Annotated in this window: 10 protein-coding genes, 5 tRNA genes and 1 other annotated feature; all 15 genes read right to left on the reverse strand. The window is 46.4% G+C overall.

Translation table 11 applies throughout. The features are described from left to right. Nucleotides 1-54 precede the first annotated feature (54 nt). The 15 genes from truA to DXA57_RS04835 all read right to left on the reverse strand — a co-directional run bounded on the left by truA (nt 55) and on the right by DXA57_RS04835 (nt 12,793). Nucleotides 55-801 carry a tRNA pseudouridine(38-40) synthase TruA gene (gene truA, locus DXA57_RS04760; RefSeq protein WP_117765161.1) on the reverse strand — a complete coding sequence of 249 codons (747 nt, stop codon included), beginning with the start codon at nt 799-801 and terminating at the stop codon, nt 55-57. A gap of 75 nt (nt 802-876) precedes the next feature. Further along, nucleotides 877-949: transfer RNA gene (locus DXA57_RS04765), tRNA-Thr, on the reverse strand. 29 nt (nt 950-978) lie between these two features. After that, nucleotides 979-1,051 (reverse strand) — tRNA-Thr (locus DXA57_RS04770). A gap of 106 nt (nt 1,052-1,157) precedes the next feature. After that, on the reverse strand, nt 1,158-1,898 hold the full coding sequence (gene rlmB / locus DXA57_RS04775; RefSeq protein ID WP_117765163.1) for a 23S rRNA (guanosine(2251)-2'-O)-methyltransferase RlmB: 741 nt from the start codon (nt 1,896-1,898) through the stop codon (nt 1,158-1,160). Continuing rightward, nucleotides 1,895-2,359, reverse strand: a complete 465-nt coding sequence (locus DXA57_RS04780; RefSeq protein WP_117765165.1) for a Mini-ribonuclease 3 — start codon at nt 2,357-2,359, stop codon at nt 1,895-1,897. Before DXA57_RS04780 ends, rlmB begins: the two co-directional genes overlap by 4 nt. After that, nucleotides 2,344-3,750: a cysteine--tRNA ligase gene (cysS, locus tag DXA57_RS04785; protein WP_117765167.1), complete on the reverse strand. Its 1,407-nt coding sequence runs from the start codon at nt 3,748-3,750 to the stop codon at nt 2,344-2,346. Before cysS ends, DXA57_RS04780 begins: the two co-directional genes overlap by 16 nt. 59 nt (nt 3,751-3,809) lie before the next feature. Then, complete coding sequence (ispF, locus tag DXA57_RS04790) at nt 3,810-4,349, reverse strand: 2-C-methyl-D-erythritol 2,4-cyclodiphosphate synthase (RefSeq protein ID WP_117765169.1); 540 nt, start codon at nt 4,347-4,349, stop codon at nt 3,810-3,812. A 43-nt stretch (nt 4,350-4,392) separates the two neighbouring features. Continuing rightward, nucleotides 4,393-4,616, reverse strand: a binding site (T-box leader). A 139-nt stretch (nt 4,617-4,755) separates the two neighbouring features. Then, nucleotides 4,756-5,034, reverse strand: coding sequence for a hypothetical protein (locus DXA57_RS04795; RefSeq protein WP_117765171.1), 279 nt, complete (start codon nt 5,032-5,034; stop codon nt 4,756-4,758). Between the two features lie 178 nt (nt 5,035-5,212). Further along, nucleotides 5,213-6,514, reverse strand: coding sequence for a hemolysin family protein (locus tag DXA57_RS04800; RefSeq protein ID WP_117765173.1), 1,302 nt, complete (start codon nt 6,512-6,514; stop codon nt 5,213-5,215). A 227-nt stretch (nt 6,515-6,741) separates the two neighbouring features. After that, a tRNA-Gly gene (locus tag DXA57_RS04805) sits at nt 6,742-6,812 on the reverse strand. A gap of 41 nt (nt 6,813-6,853) precedes the next feature. Further along, nucleotides 6,854-6,927, reverse strand: a tRNA-Met gene (locus tag DXA57_RS04810). 7 nt (nt 6,928-6,934) lie between these two features. Then, nucleotides 6,935-7,007: transfer RNA gene (locus DXA57_RS04815), tRNA-Val, on the reverse strand. 81 nt (nt 7,008-7,088) lie between these two features. After that, the gene (locus DXA57_RS04820; RefSeq protein WP_117765175.1) at nt 7,089-7,940 is read right to left on the reverse strand and encodes a VOC family protein; all 852 of its coding nucleotides are present in this window, start codon (nt 7,938-7,940) and stop codon (nt 7,089-7,091) included. Between the two features lie 267 nt (nt 7,941-8,207). Next, nucleotides 8,208-8,735: a hypothetical protein gene (locus DXA57_RS04825; protein WP_117765177.1), complete on the reverse strand. Its 528-nt coding sequence runs from the start codon at nt 8,733-8,735 to the stop codon at nt 8,208-8,210. A 296-nt stretch (nt 8,736-9,031) separates the two neighbouring features. After that, on the reverse strand, nt 9,032-12,793 hold the full coding sequence (locus tag DXA57_RS04835; RefSeq protein ID WP_117765181.1) for a phosphoribosylformylglycinamidine synthase: 3,762 nt from the start codon (nt 12,791-12,793) through the stop codon (nt 9,032-9,034). Between the last annotated feature and the right edge of the window lie 93 nt (nt 12,794-12,886).

Genomic DNA, 12,886 nt, shown 5'->3' on the forward strand with positions numbered 1-12,886 from the left:
ATGCACACGGACATTCCCGCAATCATTTCATTATAGCCTGTCAAACCAGGATTTTCAACTATTTTTCTGGTAAAAAACCTCCACCAGAGTAAGTCCTCTTGCCGGAGCGGTAAAACCGGCCAGGTTTCGATCCTTTTCCCGGAAGATCGTTTCCACACTTTCCGGCTCTCTTTTTCCCATTCCGATCTCCAGAAGGGTGCCTGTAAGGATCCGTACCATATTGTAAAGGAAACCGTTCCCGGTAAATTCCAGACGCACTTCTCCTGATACTTCCCGGATTTCTATGGATTCCAGACGACGGACCGTGGATTTTTTCGTTTTTTTCATGGAAGAAAAGCCCCGGAAGTCTTTTTCTCCGATCATAAGAGCTGCTCCCCGACGCATGGCATCCACATCAAGCGGCTGATCCAACGGATAGATCTGTTTCCGCTCAAAGACGTTTTTCTCTTCTCCTGTCGCTACCCGGTAACGATATGTTTTCCCGCGTGCATTGAGGCGGCTGTGAAAGCGTTCCGGCACCTCTTCCGCCCGGAGTACACCGATGTCCTCCGGCAGGAACTGATTCAGTGCTGCCTTCAGTTCTTCCGGGTCAAGCTTTCGCTCTGTGTGGAAATTAGCCGTCTGTCCAAGCGCATGAACACCGGCATCCGTTCTTCCTGCCCCGTCAATTTCTACCGGTTCTTCCAGAAGTCTTGACAATACTTCTTCTACTTTTCCCTGAACAGTCTTTTCTGTGTTTCCCTGCCTCTGCCAGCCATCATAACGGCTTCCGTCGTATTGCAGGATCAAACGATAATTCATACGGTTTCCTTTCTGCCAAAAAAGCTGCCTGGTTTCTCCAGACAGCTCTCTGCTTTTATTTTTATATATGAAAAAAGCTGCTGACGGGAATCGGACCCGTGACCTCCGCACTACCAATGCGACGCACTACCGACTGTGCTACAGCAGCTTGTATAAAGCGTCACAAACAATTTACAAAGCTGCTGACGGGAATCGGACCCGTGACCTCCGCACTACCAATGCGACGCACTACCGACTGTGCTACAGCAGCTTATTTAGTTGTTTGCGATTGCTCGCTACAGTTAAGTATACTACTATAACTCTCCGAAAATGTCAACTACTTTTTTCAAATTTTTTTTGTTTTTTAATTAGTACGTTCAATTCAGTCTTTGACGTACAATTTCATAAGCCAGAACACCTGCTGCCACAGAAGCATTCAGAGAATCGATATCACCTTTCATGGGAATGGAAGCAATGTAATCGCACTTCTCTTTTACCAGACGGCTGACACCCTCTCCTTCGTTTCCGATCACCAGACCAATGGGCCCCTTCAGATTCAGACGGTACATGCTCTCTCCGCCCATATCCGCACAGACGAACCAGAGGCCTTCTTTTTTCAGTTCTTCGATCGTTGCAGCCAGATTTGTCACCTTTGCCACCGGCGTATAGTTCAGTGCCCCTGCAGAGGTTTTTGCCACGGTAGCGGTAAGGCCAACTGCTCTTCTTTTGGGAATGATGACTCCGTGAGCCCCGGCCAGATTTGCCGTACGGATGATTGCTCCCAGGTTATGAGGATCTTCAATATTATCCAGAAGGAAAATAAACGGCTCTTCTCCCTTTTCTCTGGCGTTTTTCAGGATATCCTCCACCTCAGCATATTCATAAGCCGCCGCATAAGCGATCACGCCCTGGTGTTTACCGGTCTCTGAAAGCTGATCCAGCCGCTCTTTCGTCACATATTTGATCAGGGTATCATGCTTTCTCGCTTCTCTTGTAATGCTTAAGATCGGGCCATCCTTGCAGCCATCCTGCACAAACAGCTTGTCGATCGTTTTTCCGGAGCGAAATGCTTCCAGAACCGCATTTCTTCCTTCAATGGTCAGTTCTTCATATCTCATACTCTGTCCTCTTCTTTCTTTTCCTCTGTCCAGTCGTTTCCTAATCCCTCTCTGACCAGGGATACCAGCCGTTCGGTCTCACCCTGAAGATAGAGATATCCCATCAGAGCCTCAAAACCGGTTGCCTTCCGGTAATCCTTCATGGTTGCATTTTTCGCCATGGTATAGGATTTTGCATTTCTCCCTCTTTTATAGACAGCTAGTTCTTCTTCTGTCAGCTTATCCATCAGTTTGTCGATCAAAGCAGACTGGGCAGAAGCCTTTACCAGGGCACTGGTTCTTTTATGAAGCTTGTTTGGCTGGCAGCTGCCATGACGAACGATCAGGGTCCGGATCACCAGATCGTAAATGCCGTCTCCGATATAGGCCAGGGCCAGAGGCGAGTATGTGCGGATATCCGCGATCTCGCCTCCAAACTGCATTTTCAGGATCTCAGGAAGATCCATTACGCTCTTTTCCATTTGACACCTTCCCGTGTATCTTCCAGCACGATCCCTTTGGAAAGCAGCTCGTTCCGGATCTCATCTGCCCTTGCGAAATTCTTTGCCTTTCTGGCTGCCTGACGTTCCTCAATGAGCGCCTCGATGTCTGCATCCAGCATTTCTTCTTTCTTCTCTACGATCACTCCCAGTACATCTGCAAGGGAAACGATTTTTTCCTTCAGAGCACGCAGGAATGCCTTGGAGCTTCCTTCCTCTGCATGAGAATTGGCAAAACGCACCAGTTCAAAAATAGCAGCCAGGGCATCTGCCGTATTCAGATCGTCATCCATGGCAGCATCAAATTTTTCTTCGTAGGAGGAAAGCTGTGCCGTCAGTTCTTTTTCTTCTCCTGTCAGCTCTTCAACAGCGGCATTTTCCAGCAGATGGTTCAGGTTGCCTACTGCGTTCTGGATACGCTCCAGAGAGTTTCTGGAAGCTTCCATAAGCTCTGCGCTGAAGTTTAAGGGACTTCTGTAGTGTGCGCTCAGCATGAAGAAACGCAGCACCTGAAGATCATATTTCTCGCCGATCTCACGGACAGTAAAGAAGTTTCCAAGAGATTTACTCATTTTCCGGTTATCAATATTCAGGAACGCATTGTGCAGCCAGTAGCGTGCAAAGGGAACTCCATTGCAGCACTCACTCTGGGCGATCTCATTTTCATGATGCGGGAAGATCAGATCCTCACCGCCGGCATGAATATCGATCTCTTCTCCCAGATATTTTTTGGACATCACGGAGCACTCGATATGCCATCCGGGACGGCCGTCGCTCCAGGGAGAGGGCCAGGAGGGCTCTCCTTCTTTTTTCGGTTTCCAGAGAACGAAATCCAGCGGATCTTCCTTCTGATCTTCACCAGTCACCAGAAGAGAACGTCCGCCGCTTCTTAAATCATCCAGATTTTTGTGAGAAAGCTTTCCGTATTCGGAGAATTTACGGGTACGGAAATAAACGGTCCCGTTTACATTATAGGCATATCCTTTTTCTACCAATGTAGAAATCATATCGATCATCCCGCCGATCTCTTCTGTCGCCTTTGGATGCGTAGTCGCCGGTTTTACATTCATGCCTTCCATATCTTTTTTGCACTCTGCGATATAGCGCTCTGAAATCTCTTTGGAAGAAACTCCTTCTTCATTGGCTTTCGCAATGATCTTGTCATCTACATCGGTAAAGTTGGATACATAATTGACTTCATAGCCCTTGTGCTCCATGTAACGGCGTGCTGTATCAAAAACGATCATGGGGCGGGCATTTCCAATGTGGATAAAGTTATAAACCGTAGGTCCGCAGACATACATTTTCACTTTGCCCGGCTCCAGGGGAACAAATTCTTCTTTCTTTTTGGTCAGTGTGTTGTATAATTTCATGCTCCATTTCCTCTTTTCAACGATATTTTCGATTGTGCCCTTTCAGGGTTTTTATACTTTTATTTTCTACAGTTCGTACAGCCGCTGCAGCCCGAAAGCGCATCACGGTCTGAACCGGCATAATCCATAAGCCCCACCAGAGAACAAATGGCCTGGGAAGCCATTCCTTCACCGTTTCCGGTAAAGCCTAACCCCTCTTCCGTTGTCGCCTTCAGGTTCAGTCTGTTTTCCTCGATCCCCAGTGCTCCTGCAATGTTTTTGGTCATCTCTTCCATATAGGGACGAAGTTTTGGTCTCTGGGCGATCACTGTAGCATCGATGTTCTCAATGACATAATTGTTCTCATCCAGAAGCTCTGCCACCTGTTTTAACAGTTCCACACTGGAGATCCCTTTATATCTGGGATCTGTATCCGGAAAATGTTTACCGATATCCCCAAGGGCTGCTGCTCCCAGAAGAGCATCCATGATCGCATGGATCAGGACATCTGCATCTGAATGACCCAGAAGACCTTTTTCATAGGGGATTTCCACACCTCCCAGGATCAGCTTTCTGCCTTCCACCAATCGATGGACATCATATCCCATTCCTACCCGCATGATTTCGCTCCTTTCCTGTAATCAAAAAAGACCACTCCATCTCTTTAGAGACGAAATGATCCGCGGTTCCACTCTACTGAAAATCAAAAGATTTTCACTCTTTGCATGTAACGTATGCTCAACGTACCGGGGTTGGGCCTTTACCGTTCTCCCGGTCAGCTCCCGGATGCACTTCAGAAAATGATCCTCCAAGACTGCTTTCAGCCAGCGACAGTCTCTCTCTGATTGGATATCTTTTTTCCTACTCTTTCCGTTCTCTGCCTTTTCCTCTCAATAATCAGTTTATTCATTCCCTCCGGTTTTGTCAATCCTTTTTTCTCTTCCGTAAAAGAATCCCCGCTTTTCCGCCACAAGGCGCACCAAAAAAAGACCTCCCGGTCTCCCGGAAGGTCTTTTCGTATTTTTATTAAGCCTCAGTTGCTGCCTCAGTAGTAGCTGCTTCGGTTGCTGCCTCAGTAGCAGCCTCGGTTGCTGCAGTGGTAGCTGCCTCAGTTGCTTTCTCGGTAGCTGCCTCGGTTGCTGCAGTGGTAGCTGCCTCAGTTGCTTTCTCAGTAGCTGCCTCGGTTGCTGCAGTGGTAGCTGCCTCAGTTGCTTTCTCAGTCTCTTTTTTGTTGCTTCCGCAACCAACTGCCATCATAGATGCAACAGCTGCAACCATAACTAATGCCATAACTTTTTTCTTCATAGTCTTTTTCCTCCTCATTAGCGATTTCTTAAAGAATCGCACCATTTCATCTAAATTACGTCGCTTATCTTATCACTTTTAAATTCAAATGTCTATGGGTTTTCCATAAAATATCGGAGAAAATTTCCTTAAAATTCTTAAGTTTTCTTAAGTTTTGCACAAAAATCGATCATTCCTTCTATTCTTCTTGCCTTTTTTTCACCAGAGCATAATCTACGATATGATTTTTCACATTCATCACTTCAATCTGCAAGCTCTCCGATTCACATACAAAGTGTTCTCCTTCTTCCGGTATCCGGCCTATGATCTCTGAAACAAAACCGCTGAACGTGTCATAGGTTTCCGTCGGAAGTTTCACGCCAAAACACTCCGCCACATCTTCCAGACTGGTATTTCCCTGGATCCTCCAGGTATTTTCATCCAGCCTTTCAATGTCTGCCGGTTCTGCCGGTCCCTTTTCATCCTCCAGTTCTCCCACCAGTGTCTCAATGAGATCATGGATCGTCACAATACCGAACATACAGCCATATTCATCCAGCACCACCGCAAAATAATTACGGGTTTGTTTCATCTGGTTGAAAAGAGCATTGGCTCTCATTTCCTCCGGTACAAAAAACGGTTTTTCCACCGCCTGCTTCATAATAAGATCCCGGTCTTTCTGTTCTGAGCGAAAATAGATCTTGGTATTCAGGATTCCAACAATATCATCCTGATTTTCTCCGCAGATCGGATAGTAGGTGTGTCTGCTCTGCTGGATGACTCCGGCCCATTCCTCTTCGCTGTCTTCCATATAAAGACAGATGGTCTCCCGTTTATGTGTGCTGATCTGTCCCGCTGTCGTATCGTCAAACTCAAAAATATTTTTGATCATCCAGCGTTCTTCGTCCTGGATCGTTCCCTGCTCATTTCCTTCTGCCAGCATCATACGGATATCTTCTTCTGTCACTACATCCTCTTCTTCATTGGGATTGATCCCCATAAGTTTCAGGACAAGGTTTGTAGAGGCTGTCAAAAGCCAGACCAACGGTGCAAAGATCACCGAAACGAGGTAAAGCATGCCTGACATTTCCAGTGCCATTTTTTCTGTTTTTTTCATTGCGATCCTTTTTGGTACCAGTTCACCAAACACAAGACTGAAATACGTCAGAATCAAAGTGATCAGCAGAACCACCACCGACCGCAGCACATGATCCGGAAGAGCCACTCCCAGTTCTTTCAGTTTAAAAACCAGTGGATCTGCAAAATGATCCGCCGCAAAAGCACCACCGAGAAGTCCCGCCAGTGTAATGGCCACCTGGATCGTTGATAAAAACTTTGCCGGCTGCTCTATCAGGGCAGACAGCTTTTCTGCCTGTTTGTTTCCTTCCTGAACCATATGCTTCAGTCTGGTCTCATTCATGGAAATCACTGCGATCTCCGCACTGGCGAAAACGGCATTGATAAAAATAAGTAGCGCCTGTAAAATAACTGCTTCAAACATAATTTCTCCTTTTTCATTTACACATCATGAATTTTGTGACGGCTGCACTCACCGTGTTTTCCGTCAGATACACAAAAAGGTATAGCCTCCAGATCTCTCTGCAGACTATACCCCTTAATTATTCATAATGCTACATGAAGCAGTTGTTCTGTCCTTATGATTATCTCCATCGGAACTGTCGTCCATGTATCACTCACACTCCTTCATTAAATAGATGATATAACAAAAGCAGGTAGCGGGAATCGAACCCGTCTCTCCAGCTTGGGAAGCTAGCGTTCTACCGATGAACTATACCTGCAATTTGAAAAAGATGATGACAGATCTGCCATCATCTTGTAGTAGCGGAAGGGAGATTTGAACTCTCGACACCACGGGTATGAACCGTGTGCTCTAGCCAACTGAGCTATTCCGCCAGATTCATGGGGCCTATAGGGCTCGAACCTATGACCCTCTGCTTGTAAGGCAGATGCTCTCCCAGCTGAGCTAAGACCCCATGTCATTTGTCATTTCGTTTTATCACTTCCTGACGCTCACTCAGTATACTATAGACTTTTAGAAATGTCAAGGGAATTTTTTAAATTTTTTCAACAAATTCTACTTTTTCTCCGTCGGGTCCGATGACAAAGAAAAAACGGATTCCTTTTTCCAAAAGAGGCAGTTCCTGGATCGTGTGATTCAACAGCGGATAACCATTTTTTCTTGCTCCGTCAAAGGCTTCTCTGATATCTCTTACCCGGAGAGCAATGTGATCCAGCCGTCCCTCTTTTCGTTGTTTCAATTCTTCCAGACCAGAACCTGTCATCTCAAGCACTTCCATGACAAAACCACATTTTTCCAGATAATGGATCCGAATGTCACCTTCCGGTGTCGGAAGATAGCCTTTGCTCCTGACCTGAAAACCCATTTTTCCGTAAAAAGCCTCTGTTCGTTCCAGATTTTCCACCTTCAAAGCCAGATGGGACCAGCCTGAAAGCCCCGTCTTTCCATGATAGTCAACTGCTTCCTCCCGACAGAGCTCCAGAACTTCCCCGCCCGGTCCATAAAAATTGATCCCTCGTACTCCTTTTTCTCCCAGATGCTCATACCAGGTAAGACCATCTGGTGTCGATGGATGAACCTTCAATCCTTTCTCTTCTGCCAGCGCCGCCTCTTTCGCAAGCTCCGGTGCTTCCATTGCAAAATGGTCCCATTTTCCGGCTCCCCGAAGCTTTGCCTCTTCTTTCAGCCTTCCTGCCGGCTCCACCAGTTCCAGCACCAGATCTCCTTTTCTGAGAAGAGCGATCTCCGTTCTCCCGTTCATCACCACGATCCTCTGCTGCAGCTTTTCAAAACCAAGCTTTTCCTCATACCAGGCCACATCTCTTTTCAGATCTCCTGTCAGTATCCCCAGATGATCGACTCCTGTTATCTCATTATCCAGACTCATACACCTTCCCCTTTCTGCCGTTTCTTTGACTCTTAGTATAACACTTCCGGCCTGTTTTGTGTTATTATTTGTAACTATTCAGAGCCAAGCAGATTTTCTGTCAAAAGTGTGAGTCATGCTCGCATGAATGAACACTTTTGATTGAAAATCTATTTGGCGAGAAGCCACATCGAGATGTAGCGAAGCGGAATCGAGATGGGGTCTGAATAGTTACCATTATTTACAATTTTTCTCTTTCCTGCGTCATATCCGGGACTTTTCAGCGTTTTATTTAGTAGAACGATGGAGCTTCAGGAATTTTCCAAGAGCTCTTGTCCTGTTTCCATCCAGATAATCCAATACAAAATGTGGATTTACAACACTCTCCCAGATCGGATAGCTTCTCCGGTATTCTCCAAGACTGCTCCACCAGTAATCCTCCGGTTTCTCTGCCAGCTTCTGTTCTGTAGCAATTTTATGGATCCTGCAGCAGTCTTCTATGAGTTCCTCCAGATCCATCAGCTTCTGGCTTCTGTTTTCCCGTACAAGGCACATGTTTTCTCCGTTATGACAGGTTTCATAATAAGTGGAAAATTGATCTATCACGCTTACGGCCGCCTGGTTCAAGTCACTTTCAGAGTCACCGGACACCAGAAAGTGACATTCTTCATCTGTAACACAAAAAGCAAAAATATCCAGTTTTCTCTCTTTTTTCTGTTCCGCCACCAGTTCCAGAAGTTTTTTCTTATCCCGTTCGTCTGCGAAAGGCTGTTTTTCTGCCCACAGGACGTCGTGATAAACTTTTATCTTATCCATACACTTGCTCCTTCTTGTTTTGTCCCGATTGCAGAAAACTACGAGTCAAAATCATTCTTTTTATAATAGTTGATTATAATGTATATTTTTAGAATATTCAAGAAATTTATTGCATATGCAACAATATGTTGCACAAAATATTTTTCTTATGAAAGTGCGTCAAAAACAGACATTATTTATTAAAAATGCTTCATTTTGTTGCATAATTATAAAGCAAAAAACAGCCCCTCGCCGGATCTATCCAGCTAAGGGGCTGTTTCGTTTCCGTGAAGCCCAGGCCTCACTGGAAATTATTCTTATTTGAAGTAAGCAACACCAGACTCAAAGATCTTCATATCCTGGTCGCCGTAAATATTGATAGCTACAGAATCGCCACGTCTCTCTGCATGTCCCATTTTTCCGAATACACGGCCATCCGGACTCGTGATACCCTCAATGGCTGCATAAGAACCGTTTACATTCCACTCTTCGTTCTCTACACAAAGATTGCCATCTGCATCCACATAACGGGTAGCAACCTGGCCATTTGCGAAAAGCTTTTTCAGCCATTCTTCATCCGCTACAAAACGGCCTTCTCCGTGAGAAGCAGGAATCGCATAGGTCTTTCCAAGTTCAGCCAGTGCCAGCCACGGAGATTTGTTGCTGACCACCTTCGTATAAACCATTTTGGAAATGTGACGGCCAATGGTATTGAATGTCAGTGTCGGAGAGTCCTCTTTCTGGCCACGGATCTCGCCATAGGGAACCAGTCCCAGTTTGATCAGTGCCTGGAAACCATTGCAGACACCAAGGGCCAGTCCGTCTCTTTCATTCAGAAGACGCATAACTGCTTCTTTGATCTTTGCATTCTGGAAAGCAGTTGCAAAGAATTTTGCCGAACCATCCGGCTCATCACCTGCGGAGAATCCACCCGGGAACATGATGATCTGAGCCTGATCTATGGATTTTTCAAAGATATTTACAGAATCCCGGATGTCTTCTGCAGTCAGGTTTTTGAATACCTTGACATCCACATCGGCACCTGCACGCTCAAATGCCTTGGTACTGTCATACTCACAGTTGGTTCCGGGGAATACCGGGATAAATACACGCGGTCTCGCAATTTTATTCTTGCAAACATATACCTTCTCTGCCTGATAACAGGTATCCGGATACTCTTCGCCCTTTGTTCCTTCACCGGATACGGTCTTGAAGACTTTTTCCAGTGTGCTCTTCCATGCCGTCTCTGCATCCGCAAGCGTCAGTTTCATGTCGCTGTAGCAAAGAACCGGCTCTGCAAGTACTTCGCCGACCAGGGTATAGGTTACTGCCAGTTCACCAACCTTCTCAGCCGGAACTTCAGCCACGATGCAGCCAAATCCTTCTTCAAAGAGATCTCTCTTATCCACAGAATGCTCGATTTTCACGCCAAGTCCGTTTCCGAATGCCATCTTGCTCACAGCTGCTGCCAGACCTTTGGCATCCAGCGCATAGGAAGATACGATTCTTCCAGCCTTGATATCCTCGTGGAATTTTCCGTACTGATCCATAACCTGTGCATAATCCGGCAGATCGTACTCATCTTTCTGGATCTTCACAAGAACCAGCTTATTACCTGCTTTTTTCAATTCGGGCGTCACAATATTCTTATCACTTGCCACATCCACAGCAAAAGATACCAGTGTCGGCGGAACGTCGATCTCATTAAAGCTTCCGGACATGCTGTCTTTACCACCGATAGACGGAAGCCCGAAACCAAGCTGTGCACTGTAGGCACCAAGAAGAGCCGCAAAAGGCTGACTCCAGCGTTTGGGATCTTCTGTCATACGACGGAAATACTCCTGGAAGGTGAACCGGATCTTACTGTAATCTCCACCTCCGGCCACAATGCGGGATACGGATTCCAGAACTGCATAAACAGCTCCGTGATAGGGGCTCCAGCTGGAAAGATACGGATCAAAGCCATAGCTCATCATGGTAACGGTATCTGTTTTTCCTTTGAGAACCGGAAGTTTTGCCACCATCGCCTGTGTCTCTGTCAGCTGATACTTTCCTCCATAAGGCATCAGAACACTTCCGGCACCGATGGAACTGTCGAACATTTCCACCAGTCCCTTCTGAGAACAGCAATTCAGATCTTTCAGGGTCTCCAGCCATTTTGCTTTCACATCTGCTACTTCTTCCCGCTTGAAGAAGGAATTTTTCTTTGACGGGATCTCTACATATACGTCTGTCTCCTGATGAGCACCGTTGGTATCCAGAAAAGCTCTGGAAATATTTACGATCTCTTTTCCTCTCCAGATCAGCACCAGACGCGGGCTCTCGGTCACAACTGCAACCTCGACAGCCTCCAGGTTCTCTTCTCTGGCATATCCGAGGAACTCTTCTACATCTTTCGGATCTACAACGACTGCCATACGCTCCTGAGACTCGGAAATGGCGATTTCCGTTCCATCCAGACCGGCATATTTTTTCGGTACTTTATCCAGGTTTACGCGAAGTCCGGGTGCAAGCTCTCCGATGGCAACGGATACACCGCCGGCACCAAAGTCGTTACATTTCTTGATTAGGCTGCTGACTTCCGGTCTGCGGAACATACGCTGGATCTTACGCTCGGTAGGTGCATTACCCTTCTGTACTTCTGCGCCGCATACCTCAATGGATGCCTCTGTATGTACCTTGGAAGAACCGGTAGCTCCACCGATACCGTCACGGCCGGTCCGTCCTCCCAGGAGAATGATGATATCGCCCGGATCAGAATTTTCTCTCTTTACTGCATTTCTGGGAGCAGCACCCATAACAGCACCGATCTCCATACGCTTTGCCACATAATCCGGATGATAGATCTCTTTTACATAACCGGTGGCCAGACCGATCTGGTTTCCATAAGAGCTGTAACCGTGTGCTGCGCTGCGGACGATTTTTTTCTGCGGCAGCTTGCCTTTCAGTGTCTCTTTCACAGACACAGTCGGATCAGCGGCTCCAGTCACACGCATCGCCTGATATACATAGGTACGGCCTGACAGAGGATCACGGATCGCTCCGCCAAGACAGGTAGCAGCTCCTCCGAAGGGCTCGATCTCTGTGGGATGGTTGTGTGTCTCATTTTTGAAGTTTACGAGCCACTCCTCCGTCTTTCCATCGATCTCCACAGGAACTACAATACTGCAGGCATTGATCTCGTCAGATTCTTCCTGATCCTCCAGCTTTCCCTCTTTTTTCAGTTTCCGCATAGCCATCAGAGCAAGATCCATCAGGCAGACAAATTTATCTGTTCTTCCTTTAAAGATCTCCTTGTGATCCTGCAGATACTCTTCATAGGTTGCTTCCATAGGCTTACGGTAATCACCATCACCGAAGGTCACATGCTTCAGCTCTGTTGAGAAAGTCGTATGACGGCAATGGTCAGACCAGTAAGTATCCAGCACCCGGATCTCTGTCACAGAAGGATCTCTCTTTTCTTCATTTTTATAATACTTCTGAATATGAAGAAAATCCTTAAAGGTCATGGCAAGATTTAAAGAGTCATAGAGTTTTTTCAGTTCTTCTTCCGGCATCTCCTGAAAGCCTTCAAAAATCTTTACGTCTTCTGGCTCGTCAAAATGAGTTTCCAGCGTCTCCGGTTTCTCCATACCGGTCTCTCTGGAATCCACAGGGTTAATGCAATGATTCTTGATCGCTTCAAACTGCTCATCGGTGATGCTTCCTTCAAAGACATAAGTAGTAGCCGATTTGATGATCGGTTCCTCATCCTCTTTCAGGAATTTCACACACTGAACAGCGGAATCTGCTCTCTGGTCAAACTGTCCCGGAAGGAATTCCACGGAAAATACCCGGTCTTCCGGATCAGTTTTAAAACTCTCACGGTAAAGAGTATCCACCGGCGGCTCTGAGAAAACGGTCTTACATGCCTTCTCAAAAACCTCGTCTGAAATATGTTCCACATCGTAACGAATCAGAACCCGGACACCAGTCACCTCGGAAATTCCCAGATAACTGTGGATCTCATGCATCAAATCTTTCGCCTGAACGGCAAAATCCGGTTTTTTTTCCACATAAACTCTTCTTACGCTGCTCATAGTTTCCTCCATATTCTGCGTGTTTTGTTCGCACATCCGCTGATTGTACCCCACCATTGTAACACCGGTCTATCTATCTTTCAAGGAAGAAAT

The sequence above is a fragment of the Blautia sp. OF03-15BH genome (assembly GCF_003463065.1).
GTDB lineage: Bacteria > Bacillota > Clostridia > Lachnospirales > Lachnospiraceae > Limivivens.